The sequence below is a fragment of the Amycolatopsis sp. NPDC021455 genome (genome assembly GCF_040640995.1).
Taxonomy (GTDB): Bacteria; Actinomycetota; Actinomycetes; order Mycobacteriales; family Pseudonocardiaceae; genus Amycolatopsis.
The window spans coordinates 15144-29019 of sequence record NZ_JBFACT010000089.1 but is presented as its reverse complement, the minus strand read 5'-3'; the positions used below and the strand labels follow the sequence as shown (position 1 = coordinate 29019).

Sequence of the window (13876 nt, the reverse complement as noted above, 5' to 3'; positions counted from 1 at the left end):
GCCGCTCCTAGCGCAAAAGCCGTGAAGGCCTCCTTACCGGCTCTTATGGCCGGTAAGGAGGCCTTCACGGACCATCACGCGCCGAGCGGGTACTGCTCCCGTCCGTAGAGCACCGTCGGTGCCGCGTTCGTGTCGCGCAGCCAGACCACCTTGCCGACGACCACGGTGTGGTCCAGCAGGGTCGCGGTGTCTCCCACCTCGCAGACCAGAGCCATGCCCGCCGCGGACAGCACGGGGATCCGGCGCTCGGGCCGCCACGGCACCCCGGCGAACCGCTCCGCCGGAGTGCCGGTGGCGAACTTGCGGGTCAGTGCCCGCTGCGACCAGGACAGGGTGTTGACGGCGAACCGCCCGGTGTCGAGGATCGCCGAGAGCGTCCGGCTCCGGCTGCCCAGCGACACCAGCACGCTCGGGGTGTCGGCCGAGAGCGACATCACCGCGTTGGCCGTGCATCCGATCGGCGAGTCGTCGGTGACGGTGGTGAGCACCGTGACCCCGGTCGGCAGCTTCGCGATCGCCCGGCAGAACCCTTCCGTCGGCACCAGGGCCGGGTCCGGCGGACCCGGTGCCGAAGCCACCGGATTTCCTTGCTCCGCCGGGCTTTCCGTGGGCGGGCACGCGGTGGGGAGCGGCGGCGGGGTGACGTGTGCGGTTCCCATGCTCTTCCCTTCCGGGGGTGTGGTGGTCATCCGCGCTGCCCGATCGCTTGCGCGGTGAGGGCCGAGCGGTCGATCTTGCCGTTGACGTTGAGCGGCAGCGTGTCCAGCACGCTGAGCCGCCGGGGCACCATGTACCCGGGCAGCCGGCCGGCGACGGCGGCGAGCAGCGCGTCGGGGTCGAGGCCCCGGCCCGTGCACACCGCTTCGAGCTCGGTGGTGCCGCCGCTGCCGGGCAGGGCGAGCACGATCGCGTCGCGCACCGCCTCCTGATCCCGCAGCACGGCCTCGATTTCGCCGAGCTCCACCCGGTAGCCCTGCACTTTCACCTGCTGGTCCGACCGTCCCATGTGGACGAGGAAACCGTCCTGCCAGGACACCCGGTCGCCGGTGCGGTACCAGGCGTCGTCGTCGAGCTCGTCGCCCGGGCCGTGCGGCCGCGCGGTTTCGTCGCCCGGGCCGAAGTGGTAGAAACGGCCTTCGTTGGCGGCCGGGTCGAGGTAGCCCGGGAACCGCTGGGGCCCGCGCGCGCAGAGTTCCCCTTCGACGGCGGGGCGGCCCTGGTCGTTGAGCACGATGTGGCTGACGCTGGGGTGGAGCCGGCCGATCGGCACGGTCCCGTTGGCGGTGGCCGGCCAGTCCGCCGGATCGGCGGGCAGCCGGAACTCCGCGCAGCTGATGGTCAGTTCCGTGGGGCCGTAGAGGTTCTCCACGACACCGCCGGGCGCGGCCTGCTGCCAGGCCCGCGCCTGCTGCGTCGTCAGCGGTTCACCGCAGAACAGGCTCCAGCGCAGCGAAGGCATGCTCCCGGGCTTCAGGCTGCGCAGGCGCTGGGCGTAGGACACCATCGAGGGCACGGCGAACCAGTGGGTGAGCTCCTTCTCCGCGACGAACCGCACCGGCGCGAGCAGGTCCTCGCGGCTGGGGACGACGAGCGTCGCGCCGCCGGCCCAGGCGGTGAACATGTCGAACACCGACAGGTCGAAGGTCAGGTCGAAGGTCTGGGAGACGCGGCTGCCCGGCGCCATGCCGTACCGCGGCACGACGTGGCCGAGGTAGGCGCAGACGTTGCGGTGCCGGATCGGCACGCCCTTGGGCCGCCCGGTCGAGCCCGACGTGAACAGGATGTAGGCCAGGTCGCCGGTCCGGGGCTCCGGCGGGGTGCGCGGGGCGCCGTCCGCCGGTTCGGCCATGACCAGCTCGGGCACGCCGAGATCGGCGTTCGCCTCCTCGGTGAGGACCAGGTCCAGGCCGGCGGCTCCGGCGATCATCCGGTTGCGCTCGGCGGGAAAGGCGGGGTTGAGCGGCACGACGGTGCTGCCGAGCCGTTGCCCGGCGAGGTAGCCGGCGTAGGCGAGGACGCTGCGTTCGGCCAGCACACCGATCCTCGTGGGCACTTCCCCCACCGCGGCGACGGCCCCGGCGGCGACGTGCCCGGCGAGATCCCGCAGCTCCGCATAGGTCAGGGTGCGTGTGCCGACTTCGAGCGCGGGGGCGTCGGCGTGCTTCCCGGCCGACGCGGCGAACCACTCGTACAGGGTGTTCATCGTGCTCATGCCTCCGTTTCCGGATCGGTGGTCGTCTTTTCGCCGGCCCGCAGCAGGTCGTCGAAGGTCCGCTTCAGCAGCCCGGCCCGTGGCCTGCCGCGGGCGGCGGACTCGGCGGCGAACCGGACGACCTTGGGCAGCTCGCCCCAGCACACGGCGGCCGCGGCGGCGTCCTCCGCGCGGATCTCGCCGTTCGCGGCGAGCACGCCGAGGCGGTAGGTGTAGTGCCGGCTCGCCGCCCACAGGTCGTCGGCGTAGCGGGCCGCGGCGGTCTCGTCCTCGGCCAGCACGTCGCTGACGCGCCCGAGGACTTCGGGCAGGGCACAGATCCAGTCACCCGGCTCCACGGCCGGCGCGGTGGTGCGCGCCAGCCAGCGGAACTGGTCCGCGTGCACCGGATCCACGGCGGCGCCCAGCGCGTGGCGGTCGCGGTTGACGATCTCGGCCGGCCACGGGGCGTACGGGGTCAGCGCGCGTTCCAGCGCGGGCTCGTCGAGCCAGCCGAGGAACGGTTCCTGCGCACCGAGCGGTGTCAGCGCGCAGAAGTGGTCGGCCACCAGCCACCGGTCGTCGCGGCGGTCGAGCAGCAGCAGCCAATGCGGCGAGTGCGCGGTCTCGTGCGCGGGGGACCAGGGCAGGTGGAAGGTGTCGGCGACGGTCAGCACCCGCCCCGAGCGGGCGAGTTCGGCGTCGAGGCCGGCGGCGGCCGACGCCCAGTCCGGCGCGCCGCGGTAGCCGAGCGGATCTTGAGCGTCGATGCGGGTGTGCTGGGAGAACACCAGGTCCCCGGTGCCGCCGTCGAGGACCGCCAGGCGGACGGCGTGCGCGAAACGGGTCTTCGCGCCGGGCTCGTCGGTTTCGAGGTAGGCCACCAGGTTGGTGGTGTAGCAGCTGAGTTCCGGGACGTTGCTGAGGTGCACGTCGGCCTCCGTGGGCATCATCGGTGGGGGAAGGCGCAGCTGAGCGGCACCGGCGACCGGGTTCGCAGGCTCAGCCAGGCGAACCGGCCCCAGCGGCCGGACACCGCGCCGGGCGGGACGTCGATCGACCAGGGCCGGCCGGCCATGCCGGTGCCGGCGGCCTTGACGCACGCCTCCTGCACGGACCACACCCAGGCGAACTCCCACGCCCGCCGGGCCCGCGGCAGCGCGGCGACCTCCGGAGCGTGCTCGCCGAGGCACCGGCGCAGGGCGGCGTCGGTCAGCTGGTCAGGGGGCAGCTGGACGTCGACGCCCACGTCGCCGTGCGCGCACACCGCGGCCGCGATCCGGTCCCCGTCGTGGGAGATCGTGATCCCGGGCAGCGCGAGGTCCGGCGCGTCACCGGGGTCCAGCCGCGGTTTCCCGGCCGGGTCGGTCCGGACGGGCAGCGCGGCCAGGCCGGGACGCACCCGCCGCAGCAGGCGCCGGAGAAGGTGCCGTCCGGCGAGGAACTCCGGCCTGTGCCAGCCCGGGCGGGTGCTCGCGTCGGCGAGGTCCTCGGCGTGGGCGGGCGAGTCCCCAAGATCGGCGCGAGTAGCCGACGCGATCCAGACGCCCGGCGCGACTTCGGTACCGTCGACAGTCACCTCCGCGCGCCCCACGGAGCTTTCACGTGAAAGCTCCGCTCCCGGGTCCGAGCTTTCACGTGAAAGCTCGGCTTGGGGGAGAAGGGCACTTTCACGTGAAAGAGCGCTTTTGGGGGTTGGGGGGTTCATGTGCGCAGTTCCTTCAGGAGTGGCTCGGCGGCGTCGGCGACCGCGCCGAGCATCAGCTCCGTCACCCCGCCGCCGATGCCGAAGACCGCCGCCTCGGCTCGCTCCAGCTGCACGCCGTCGTCGGCGAAACCGTCCGCGCCCTGCCACTTCGCGCAGCGGGACAGCACCTCGTCGGCCGTGAGCCCGACCGCGGCCTTCAGCGTCGCCGCGCTGGTCAGGTCGTGGTCCTCGACCACGCGTTCGCCCAGGGCTTCGTGCAGCGCCCGCAGTTCGCGCACCCGCACGAGGCAGCCCGCGAACTCCTGGCGGACCGCATCGTGGTCCCACAGCGCGCGTCCGTCGATCTCTCGCCGGGCCAGCGACGTCCTCGTCCGCTCCAGGACCCGGCTCGTCAGGGCCGTCGCCCACTGGGCGCCGGCCAGCCGTTCCGTGCCCATGTGCCGGGCGAACAGCGCCAGGCCGCGCCCCGGCCGGCCGAGGACGGCCGAGGCGGGCAGCCGGACCCCGGAAAACTCGACGTGCCCGATGCCCGCGCCCGCGAGCAACGTCGTCGTCGCGGGCGAGACCCGGACCCCCGGCGCGTCCGCGGGGACGAGGACCCACGTGAACGCCGTGAAGTGCCGTCCCGGCCGGTGGCGGGCCAGCACCAGGAAGTACGCCGCCCGGGTCGCCGTCGTCACCCACCGCTTCGCGCCCTCCAGCCGGACGGCGTCCCCGTCGATCTCGACCTCCGTGCCGAGCCCCGTGAGGTCCGACCCGGGTGCCGCGGCGTCCGTCGCGGCCAGCGCGACTTCGGAGTCGCCGGCGACGACCTCGTCGAACTCCGGGCCGGTCCCGGTGGCCAGGATCGGCAGCGCGCTCGCCGACTGCACCAGCACGCTCAGCGTGATCCCGTTGTCCGTCCGGGCGTCGACCGCGCGCAGGGTGGCACCGAGCCGCTCGGGGTCGGCGACCAGGCCGGTGGCGGTGCGCCGCCGGTACTGCTCCCGCAGCACGCCGGCCGAGCCGAGCCGCTGCCACACCCGGCCGCCGCCCGCGGCGGAATCCACTGTGGACAGAACGGCTGCCTCAGGCAAAACGCACCTCCCGGTCGAGCAGGGCCAACCTGCCGTCGGCCAGGTGCAGCCGGTCGTTGCTGTAGTTCAGCACCGCCGAGCGCAGGTCACGCAGCGCCTGCTCCAGCCGCGTGGGCGAGTCGCGCAGGTAGCCGTGGCGCATCCCGACGGCGTCGACCAGCTCGTCGACGGCTCGGTAGCACTCCTCGGCCGCGGTGATCTTCACGGCGTTGATCAGCAGCTGCACCCGCGGCGCGCTGAGGTCCGCAGTGGACTCGACCACCTCGCGGGCGTGCCCGATCAGCGCGTGCACGGTGTCCAGCCGCTGCCGCGACCGCGACAGCCGCGTCAGCAGCAGCTCCGAGTTCAGGTCGGTCCGGCCGCGGTTGCCGCGCAGCGCGCCGATCACCCGGGACAGCGCACCGGCCGCCGTGCCCAGCCAGCAGGACGCCCAGCCGAGGTGGGCCAGCGGGCCGAACACGGTGGTCACGATCGTGTGGAAGTCGCCGTGGCGCCCGACGACCTGGTGGGCGGGCAGCCGCCCGCGCAACCGCAGGGCACCGCTGTCGCTGGCACGCATGCCCAGCGGCGCCCAGCCGCCCGCCGGTTCGATCTCCAGCTGTTCGCGGGCGGCGTAGACCAGCGACACCTGGTTGTCCGCTTCCGCGTCCGGCGCGCGCATCGTGATGAGGAACCCGTCGGCGTGCCGGCCGCCGGTGACGATCGGGGCGAAGCGGTCGACGAGCAGCTCGCCCTCGCTCCAGGCCGCGGCGGACTCGGCGGTCAGCAGGTGCCCGCCCTTGCCCGCCTCGGTGGTGACCGAGCCGAGGTAGAGCCGGCCCGCGGCGATCTCCGGCAGCAGTTCCGCGCGCAGCCTGCCTTCGGCGTGCGCGAGCACGGCGGCGACCTGCTGGCAGTGCATCGCGAAGATCATCGCCAGGGACATGTCGACCCGGCCCAGCTCGGTGCTGGTCTCCAGGACGTCGGCCAGCGAACCGCCGAGCCCGCCGTCCCCGGCCGGGACGAGCAGCCCGAGCAGGCCGGTGGCACGCAGCTCGTCGAGGGCCTGCACCGGGAACGCGGCGTCGTCGTCGGTCTGGCGGACGTGCTCCTCGGCGACCTTCGTGACACGCCCGACGAGCTCGGCGAGCGGGGCGGTGGTCACGACGAGACCTCCTCTCGCTCCAGCTGGGCCTTCACGGCGTTCCACAGGGTGCCGCCGGTGGCGAAGGTGGCGTCGGTGATGTCCTCGTCCGGCAGCGAGACGCCGAAGACGTCCTCGATCTCGAACAGCACGTTGATCGACTGCATCGAGTCGAGCCCGCGCTCGCGCAGCGAGTCGTCCGGGCCGAGCTCGCGGCCGTTGAGGAACTTGAGGTACGGGGTGAGCAGTTCGGCCATACGGGGGTCCATCGGTGCACTCCTCATACTCGGTCCGCCGAAGCGGGGTCAGTGGTCCTGACCAGTTCCACGCGGGAGGTCCGCGCGGGGGCGCCGGGGCGGTCGCCGTCGACGACGACCTCCGCCGGCAGGGGGTGGCCCAGGAAGGCCACGAGGCTCGCGGAGAGCCCGTAGGCGCCGACGTTCGGCACCGCGACCAGGTCGCCGGGGCTCAGCTCGGGCAGCGGGGTGCCGCGGGTCCAGGTGTCCAGTGGCGTGCACAGCGGGCCGGCGACGATCGCGTCCAGTGTGGACGGTCCGGCGGGGCCGAGCAGGCGCGGCGCGAGCGGCGGCAGCCGCCGCATCCCCGACATGCCGCCGAGGTGGTTGATGCCGGACTCGAGCACCACGATGTCCTTGCCGTGCGAGCGTTTGACGTCCAGCACCGCCGTGACGAGCGTGCCCGCCGTGCCGACCAGGTAGCGGCCGGACTCGAACACGACGTCCGGCCCGTGCTCGCGCCAGCCCGGCAGTTCCTCGCCGAACAGCTTTTCGAGCCCTTCACGCAGCCCCGGCAGCTCGACGGCCGTGCCGTCCTTCGCGAACGGGGCGCCGAACCCGCCGCCGAGGTCGAGGGTCCGGAAGCGGACCCCGTGCGGTGCCAGCGCTTCCCGCAGCCGCGCGGCGGTGCCCAGCGCGCGGCGGAACTGCCCGAGCAGATCGTCCACTTCGGACAGATTGGTGCCCATGTACAGGTGCAGCCCGGACGCCTCGGCGTGCTCGCCCCCGGCGAAGCGGGCGGGCTCGGCGAGGATCCAGTCGGTGTCGGCGCCGAACTGCGAGGGCACCCCGGTCATCGCCAGGCCCTGGCCCGGCACCGGCTGGTCGTCGTTGACGCGCAGCAGGTAGCGGACGCGGACCCCGGCTTCGCCGGCGAGCCGGTCCAGCTGGGCGACGGCGTGCGGGGAGTCCACGGAGAACTCCCGCACCCCGGCCCGCAGCGCGCACGCGATTTCGGCGTCCCGCTTCGCCGGGCCGGTGTAGAGCACCTGCGTGCCCGTCCAGCCGGCTTCGAGCGCGGCCCGCAGCTCGCCGGAGGAGCAGACCTCCGGCCGGGTACCGGCCTCGCGCAGCGTGCGCAGGACGTCCGGGTGCGGGTTGGCCTTGAGCGAGTACAGCAGCCCGGTGCCGCGGGGCAGGGCGCCGTCGAGCCGCCGGTGGTTGCGGCGGACTTCGGCGAGGTCGTAGACGTAGGCGGGGGTCGGGGTCCCGGCGAGGTCCGCGGTCGCCGCCGGATGTTCAGCGAGCGCCTCCACTGGACACCTCCTCCGCCATCGATGCCAGCGCCTTGCGGTCGACCTTCCCGTTGCCGGTCAACGGAAGTGCCTCGACCCGCAGGCAGCTCGCCGGGATCTTGAACTCCTCGATCCGGGTGCGCATCCCGTCGAGCACGCCTTCGGCGGCCAGCTCGCCGGTGACGAACAGCCAGGCCGGGCGGGTGTCCTTCGGGACCAGCACCGCGGCTTCGCGGACGCCGGGCACGCCGCGCGCGGCAGTCTCGACCTCGGTCGCGCTGACGCGGAACCCGCGCTCCTTGTAGATGTCGTCGCGGCGGCCGTCGAAGTAGAGGTAGCCCTCCTCGTCGAGCCGGCCGTAGTCGCCGGTGCGCAGCTCCGGGAACAGCCCGTCCACGCGCGGGAACTTCTGCTCGGTCAGCTCCGGGCGGCGCCAGTACCCGGCCATGACGTTCGGGCCGCGCACCACGATCTCGCCGACCTCCCCGGCGGGCAGCCGCTCGCCGGACTCGCCGATGACGAAGACCTCGGTGCCGGGCAGCGCCTTGCCACTGGATCCGGGCCGGTCCAGGTCGCCGTCCACCGGCATGATCGTGGCGCGCTTGCATTCGGTGAGCCCGAACATCAGCTGCACGCGCAGCGTGGGAATGGCCTCGCGCAAGGACTCCAGCGTGCCGGTGGGCATCGCCGCGCCGGTGTTGGTGAGCAGCCGCAACGCGGGCGCGGGCTTCGGGCGGCGCCGCAGCAGCGCGCTGAGTGCCTCGGCGACGGCCGGGACGGCGGGCAGCACGGTCGCGCCGGCGCGCACCAGGTTGCGGACCAGCGACGGGCCCACCTCGGTGGGGGCGCCCAGCACCAGGTTCGACCCCGCCGCCACGGCCAGGAACACCTGGTACAGCCCGTAGTCGAAGGACAGCGGCAGCGGGCTGTAGACGACGTCGTCGGTGCGGTACTCGAGGACCGAGGAGATCGCCCCGACGGCGAACAGCATCTGCTGGTGGGTGCTGACCACGGCCTTGGGCAACGACGTCGTACCCGACGTGTAGATCAGGCACACCGGGTCGACCGGCAGCGGGGGAGCGGGCAGTTCGACGTCGTGGTCCGGGCCGTCGGCGAGGTCCTCCACCGAGACCGCGGGGACGCCGGCCGCTTCGGCCGAGCGACGCACCTCCTCGTCGCCGGTCACCATCAGCACCGGCTCGGAGTCCGCCAGCACGTGGTCGAGGCTGCTGCCGCGAACCTGTTCGTGCAGGAGGGAAAACGCCACTCCGGCCCGGGCGGCGCCGAACACGACGGCCGGCAGCAGCGTGCTCGCCGGGGCGTTGATCAGCAGCCGGTCCCCGCGCCGGGCACCCCGGGCGGCGAGCGCGGCGGCCACCCGGTGCGCGGCGGCGGCGAGCTCGCGGTAGGTCACCGACGTGTCCCGGCGGGTCAGCGCGGTCCGGTTCGGCCACTGCCGGGCCGCGTGGTCCAGCAGTTCGTGGAGCACGCGTGGCGAATAGGTCATCGTGTTCCTCCGGCGTCCAGGACGGCGCGGCACAGGCCGTCGACGTGGGTGAGCTTCTCCGGGACCAGGTCCTCGGCGGCGAACTCGACGCCGAGGTCGCTTTCGATCCGCTCGACGATCTCCATCATGCGGAAGGAGCTGAAGCCCGGGATGTCGCCGAGCGCGCGGTCGCCTTCGGCGGGCCCGGTGCCCAGCACGGTCCGGATCACCGCGGAGACGGATTCGCGGACCTCCGTGGGCACTTCTCCGGAGTCCGTTGTGGACTCGGTGACCGGACCGGTCTCGTCGAACGCCGTGTGGTCCGCGGCGAGGCAGCCGTCGAGGCGGCCGAAGACCGAGCGCGGTTCGTCCCGGCCCGCGGAGACCCGGCGGCTCGCCAGGTAGACCTGCTTCGCGAGCGCGTCCCACTCGGCCAGGTGCGCACGGACCGCTTCGGTGTCCAGTCCCATCGCGGCGGCGTGCAGGCGGCGGCCGCGGGTGAGCAGCCACGTCTGCAACGTCAGGCCCCGCAGCGCCCGCACCCGGTCCGGGAAGTCGGCGTATGCCGCGACGTAGGCGCCGGCGTCGGCCAGCTCCACGAGCGGCGTGCGCTCCGCCGGGCGGTCCGTGGCGGCGATCTCGAACGTCAGCGCGCCTTCGGGAAGTGCTTCGGCGAGTTCCGCACGGGTGAGCGTCCACCGGCCCGGCCGGGCCGCACCCCACTGGGTGTCGTTGTGGTAGCCGTCCACGACGGTGACGCCGTCGCCGTCCGGCTCGACCAGGAAGCTGTGCTGCAGGTGCTCCTTGCGGTGGTAGGGGACCCACGGCAGGTGGAAGGCGTCCGCCACGGCGTAGCAGCCGGGGCCGGGTTCGAGCTCGTCCACCGAGGCGATCCGCGCGCGCCGGGTGACGCGCAATCCCAGCAGGTCGGCGGATTCGGTCACCTGCGTGTCGACCTGTGGCTCGACGGTGGGCAACCCGTCCGCGCCCGGCCGGGGCCAGAAGCGCAGGACCCGGCCCATCGCGAGATGGGTGCCTGCGCCGTGCAGGCGGTCGGCGAGCTCGGCCAGGTTCACCTGGACGCAGTCGAAGAGGCGGTGGTCCAGCTGCTCAGGCACCATGACCACTCCCCACGACCGCGAGCCCGGGGACGGGCTGAAGCCGGTCCATCGCCGTCACCAGCGCCTGCTCCCCGGGCGGCTCGTTGCTGAGCTCGCCGTCCGCCAGCTGCTGGTACGCGGAGAGGTCCAGGTAGCCGTGCCCGCTCACGCAGGCGACCACGCCGCGGGCGGACCCGCCGTCCGCGGCCAGCTGGGCGGCGACGGCCAGCGCGTGCCCGGACTCCGGTGCGGGGAGCACCATCTCCGAGCGGGTGAAGACCCGCCCGGCTTCCAGGGCTTCGACCTGCCCGACGGCGCGGGCGGTGACCTGGTCCCGGTGCCGCATGGCGGAGATGACCTTCGCCGCGCCGTGGAAGCGCAGGCCGGCCGAGTGCGAGTCCGGGATCGGGTAGGAGCTGCCGATCGTGTACATCGCCTCCATCGGGCTGACACCGGTGGCGTCGGTCTTGTCGTAGGCGTAGACACCGCGGCTGAGCTTCGGGGTGGTGCTGGACTCCGCGGCCACCAGCCGCGGGCACGGCGCCCCGGTCGTGGCGGACTCGGCGAAGAACGGCAGGGCGAGCCCGCCGAAGTTCGAGCCGGCGCCGACGCAGCCGACGACACTGTCCACATCGGCCTCCAGCGCGGCGAGCTGCTCGATGGCCTCCAGCCCGATGACGGACTGGTGCAGGATGCTGTAGGTCTCGCCGCTGCCGATGCAGAACGCGGCGCCTTCGGTGCGCCCGGCGTATTCGACCGCTTCGCCGATGGCCAGGGCGAGGCTGTTCACCCCGCCGCCGCTCCGGGCGGCGACGTCGGTCAGCTCACTCGGGCTGGCGTGCACGGTGGCGCCCAGGGTCCGCATGAGCGTGCCCCGGTAGGGCTTGCGCCGCAGGCTCGTGCCGACCATGAACACGCGGCAGCGCAGCCCGAACATCGCGCAGGCGGCGGCGAGCGCGGTGCCCCACTGCCCGGCCCCGGTGCCGGTGACCAGCTCCCGCACCCCGGCCTTGGCGTAGTAGTAGGCCTGCGCGATCGCGGTGTTCAGCTTGTGGCTGCCGGAGATGTTGCCGCCTTCGTACTTGACGTAGACCGGCACCCGCGCGCCGACGGCCTCCTCGAACCGGCGTGCCCGCCACAGCGGGGTGGGCCGGAAGCTGCGGTACGCGTCGAGCACCTCGGCGGGGATGTCCCAGAACTCCCGGTTCTGGGTGGACTGGCGCACCAGCGTGAACGGCAGGTTCACCGACACTCCGGTGTCCTCGCCGCCCGCGGTGGCCTCCGGGCTGCGGTCGGGCGGCAGCGGCTCGTCCAGGTGCGGCAGCACACTGCGCCAGCGGGCGGGCAGGGATACGGGGCTCATCACGGCTCCTCCGTCGTCTCGCGGGCGCCTTCGGCGACGACTTCGACGAGGTCGTCGACCGTCTTGAACGTGCGGCCCACGAACAGGTCGTCGGGCAGGGTCACGTCGAGCGCGTCCTCCAGGTGCACGAGCATGCCGACGAAACCCAGTGAGTTGATGCGCAGCAGGTCGCCGTTGAGCGGCTCGTCGTCCGGGATCTCTTCCGGCGCCAGGGAAAGCCGGGATTCGGCGATCACCACGCGTTTGACCGAGTCGGAGACCGTCGTGTGGTCTGGTCCGGTCGTCATCGTTTCCCTCCAAGGGTTTCCGGAATTCTCTTGTCGGTCAGGAATTCGTCGAGATGGGCCAGCACCGCCGGAAGCGCTTTCCGGCCGAACACGTCGAAGTGGCCGCAGTCCAGTTCGCGGACCCGCAGCCGCCCGGACAGCCGGGCCCAGTTCTCGACCTGGGTGCGGCGGTGCGGGCTCGCGCAGGCCATCAGCAGCGCGGGGCCCGGGTGGGCACTGGTCACCCGGTGCCGGCCCGACGCCGTGACGTGGGCGTGGGCGGTGGCCTCGGCCCAGCGCTGGTCGCGGGGTGCGACCCGGGCGTGCACCGACCGCATGATCCGCTCGACGACCGCGTCCCGTTGCGCCGTGGTGCGGAACCCCTCCCGGCGGGTGAAGCTGTCGATCATCACGACGGCGGGGGCGGGGCCGGTCGTGGCGAGCCGCGCGCCGAGCTCCCAGGCGAGCACTCCGCCCATGGACCAGCCCACCAGCAGTTCCGGGTGGCGGGGCAGGGTGGCCAGCAGCGCCAGGTACCGCTCGGCCATGACGCCGACGTCGTCGTCGGGCCGCTCACCGGCGAACAGGCCGCCGGCGCGGATCCCGCTCACGCCGTGCCGCCGGGACAGCCGCACGGCCAGCGGGGTGTACGGGCTCAGGCCGCCACCACCGGGGTGCACCAGCACCGCCTGCGGGGCCCGCGGTCGCCGGCTGAGCGGCAGCAGCAGCGGGGGCGTCGTCACCGGGGCCGTCATCGGCTCGCCTCGCGCAGCCGGCCGTTGGCCTCGACCACCCAGCAGTAGTTCACCAGCGCGGCCAGGGTGATCGGCCCGCGGGCGTGCAGCCTGCTGGTGCTGATCGCGATCTCCGAGCCCAGCTCGAGCGTGGGCCCGTCGTTGAGCCGCAGGGACCCGTTGACCACGATGGTCGCCGCGTCCACCCGGTCGGTGAACTCGCCGGTGACCACCGGGTCGGTGGCGGCGATCGCCTCGCTGTGCCCCGAGCCGTGACGCTGGATGAACTCGACGGCTTCGTCCGGGGAGTCCACGGCCACCACGCCGACGGTGCTGTCGAGGAACTCCCGGCCCAGGTCGTGCTCGGCCAGCGCCGCCACCCGCCACTGCCCGGTGGTTTCCGGCTGCCGGAGTCCCTCGCCGACCCGGACGGTCAACGGCCGCCCGTCTTCGCGGGCGCCGTCGAGCAGCGCCGCCACGAACTCGTCGGCCACCGGCCGGTCGACCAGCGCGATCTCCAGCGAAGTGCACCCCGCGGGGGCGGGCAGCTTGCTGTCCAGCGCGATCGCGACCGCCTGGGCCAGTTCGGCACTGCGGTGCACGTAGAGGTGGTTGACGCCACCGCCGCTGGCCAGCACCGGGATGGTGCTCGCGCGGTGGCAGTAGTCGATCAGGGACGGGCTCCCGCGGGGGATCAGCACGTCGATCGCGTCCGGGCGGTGCAGCAGGTCCCGCAGCAGCGAGCGGCTGGGGTCGTCGAGCACGGTGACCAGGCCGGCGGGCAGCCCCGCGTCTTCCAGGGCGGCCGCGACCGCGGCGCCGAGCGCGGCGTTCGTCCGGGCGATCTCCTTGCCGCCACGCAGGATCACCGCGTTGCCGGCCGCCGCGTTGAGCAGCGCGCCCTCGACGGTGACGGTCGGGCGGGCCTCGAAGATCATCAGGACCACGCCCAGCGGCCGCGGCACGCGGTGGCGCACACCCCAGTCACCGATCGGGGTGCCCGGCGGACGGCGGGTCAGCTCACGCATCTCCCCGGCGACCTTCGACGTGAAAGTCACCAGTTCGGCGAGGTGCTCGTCGGTCAGCCGGAGCCGGTCGACGAGCACGTCGGGGTGTCCCCGCTCCCGCGCCCGGTCGACGTCGGTCTCGTTCGCCGCGCGAATCCGTGGCCACGCCGTCGTCAGCCGGTGGGCCAGTCCGGCGCAGAAACGCTCGTAGGCCTCGTTGCCCAGCGGCGGTGCCGCCACGGTCGCCGCACGGGCGGCACCGATGATCTTGTCGACCATTGTTCTCCCGAT

At 73.5% G+C, this 13876-nt stretch carries 14 protein-coding genes; all 14 read right to left on the bottom strand.

Going from position 1 to position 13876, the window contains the following annotated elements; genetic code table 11:
- Positions 1–74: 74 nt before the first annotated feature.
- The 14 genes from AB0G28_RS44745 to AB0G28_RS44680 all read right to left on the bottom strand — a co-directional run bounded on the left by AB0G28_RS44745 (position 75) and on the right by AB0G28_RS44680 (position 13864).
- The gene (locus tag AB0G28_RS44745; RefSeq protein ID WP_361104111.1) at positions 75–578 is read right to left on the bottom strand and encodes a flavin reductase family protein; all 504 of its coding nucleotides are present in this window, start codon (positions 576–578) and stop codon (positions 75–77) included.
- 107 nt (positions 579–685) lie between these two features.
- Complete coding sequence (locus tag AB0G28_RS44740; RefSeq protein ID WP_361104114.1) at positions 686–2203, bottom strand: AMP-binding protein; 1518 nt, start codon at positions 2201–2203, stop codon at positions 686–688.
- Between the two features lie 5 nt (positions 2204–2208).
- Entirely contained in the window at positions 2209–3123 is a 915-nt protein-coding gene (locus AB0G28_RS44735; protein WP_361104109.1) for a hypothetical protein, read from the bottom strand.
- Positions 3124–3140: 17 nt separating this feature from the next.
- A complete protein-coding gene (locus tag AB0G28_RS44730) occupies positions 3141–3770 on the bottom strand; it encodes a 4'-phosphopantetheinyl transferase superfamily protein (RefSeq protein WP_361104107.1) in 630 nt (209 codons plus the stop codon).
- Positions 3771–3895: 125 nt separating this feature from the next.
- Positions 3896–4975 (bottom strand): acyl-CoA dehydrogenase, encoded by a 1080-nt coding sequence (locus AB0G28_RS44725; protein ID WP_361104105.1) that lies wholly within the window; start codon positions 4973–4975, stop codon positions 3896–3898.
- Complete coding sequence (locus AB0G28_RS44720) at positions 4968–6119, bottom strand: acyl-CoA dehydrogenase family protein (protein ID WP_361104103.1); 1152 nt, start codon at positions 6117–6119, stop codon at positions 4968–4970. The genes AB0G28_RS44725 and AB0G28_RS44720 overlap by 8 nt, the downstream gene beginning before the upstream one ends.
- On the bottom strand, positions 6116–6367 hold the full coding sequence (locus tag AB0G28_RS44715; RefSeq protein ID WP_361104101.1) for a phosphopantetheine-binding protein: 252 nt from the start codon (positions 6365–6367) through the stop codon (positions 6116–6118). Before AB0G28_RS44715 ends, AB0G28_RS44720 begins: the two co-directional genes overlap by 4 nt.
- 11 nt (positions 6368–6378) lie before the next feature.
- Entirely contained in the window at positions 6379–7650 is a 1272-nt protein-coding gene (locus AB0G28_RS44710; RefSeq protein ID WP_361104099.1) for a type III PLP-dependent enzyme, read from the bottom strand.
- On the bottom strand, positions 7634–9136 hold the full coding sequence (locus tag AB0G28_RS44705; RefSeq protein ID WP_361104097.1) for a class I adenylate-forming enzyme family protein: 1503 nt from the start codon (positions 9134–9136) through the stop codon (positions 7634–7636). Before AB0G28_RS44705 ends, AB0G28_RS44710 begins: the two co-directional genes overlap by 17 nt.
- A complete protein-coding gene (locus tag AB0G28_RS44700) occupies positions 9133–10236 on the bottom strand; it encodes an acyl carrier protein (protein WP_361104095.1) in 1104 nt (367 codons plus the stop codon). Before AB0G28_RS44700 ends, AB0G28_RS44705 begins: the two co-directional genes overlap by 4 nt.
- Positions 10226–11578 carry a TrpB-like pyridoxal phosphate-dependent enzyme gene (locus AB0G28_RS44695; RefSeq protein ID WP_361104093.1) on the bottom strand — a complete coding sequence of 451 codons (1353 nt, stop codon included), beginning with the start codon at positions 11576–11578 and terminating at the stop codon, positions 10226–10228. The genes AB0G28_RS44700 and AB0G28_RS44695 overlap by 11 nt, the downstream gene beginning before the upstream one ends.
- The gene (locus AB0G28_RS44690) at positions 11578–11865 is read right to left on the bottom strand and encodes an acyl carrier protein (protein WP_361104091.1); all 288 of its coding nucleotides are present in this window, start codon (positions 11863–11865) and stop codon (positions 11578–11580) included. Before AB0G28_RS44690 ends, AB0G28_RS44695 begins: the two co-directional genes overlap by 1 nt.
- Positions 11862–12599, bottom strand: a complete 738-nt coding sequence (locus AB0G28_RS44685) for an alpha/beta fold hydrolase (protein WP_361104089.1) — start codon at positions 12597–12599, stop codon at positions 11862–11864. The genes AB0G28_RS44690 and AB0G28_RS44685 overlap by 4 nt, the downstream gene beginning before the upstream one ends.
- Complete coding sequence (locus AB0G28_RS44680) at positions 12596–13864, bottom strand: glutamate-5-semialdehyde dehydrogenase (RefSeq protein WP_361104087.1); 1269 nt, start codon at positions 13862–13864, stop codon at positions 12596–12598. Before AB0G28_RS44680 ends, AB0G28_RS44685 begins: the two co-directional genes overlap by 4 nt.
- Between the last annotated feature and the right edge of the window lie 12 nt (positions 13865–13876).

Coding starts and splice junctions, on each gene's coding strand:
- AB0G28_RS44740 (WP_361104114.1), bottom strand. CDS start 2,203: ATGAACACCCTGTACGAGTGGTTCGCCGCGTCGGCCGGGAAGCACGCC.
- AB0G28_RS44695 (WP_361104093.1), bottom strand. CDS start 11,578: ATGAGCCCCGTATCCCTGCCCGCCCGCTGGCGCAGTGTGCTGCCGCAC.
- AB0G28_RS44705 (WP_361104097.1), bottom strand. CDS start 9,136: ATGACCTATTCGCCACGCGTGCTCCACGAACTGCTGGACCACGCGGCC.
- AB0G28_RS44685 (WP_361104089.1), bottom strand. CDS start 12,599: ATGACGGCCCCGGTGACGACGCCCCCGCTGCTGCTGCCGCTCAGCCGG.
- AB0G28_RS44715 (WP_361104101.1), bottom strand. CDS start 6,367: ATGGACCCCCGTATGGCCGAACTGCTCACCCCGTACCTCAAGTTCCTC.
- AB0G28_RS44680 (WP_361104087.1), bottom strand. CDS start 13,864: ATGGTCGACAAGATCATCGGTGCCGCCCGTGCGGCGACCGTGGCGGCA.
- AB0G28_RS44700 (WP_361104095.1), bottom strand. CDS start 10,236: ATGGTGCCTGAGCAGCTGGACCACCGCCTCTTCGACTGCGTCCAGGTG.
- AB0G28_RS44690 (WP_361104091.1), bottom strand. CDS start 11,865: ATGACGACCGGACCAGACCACACGACGGTCTCCGACTCGGTCAAACGC.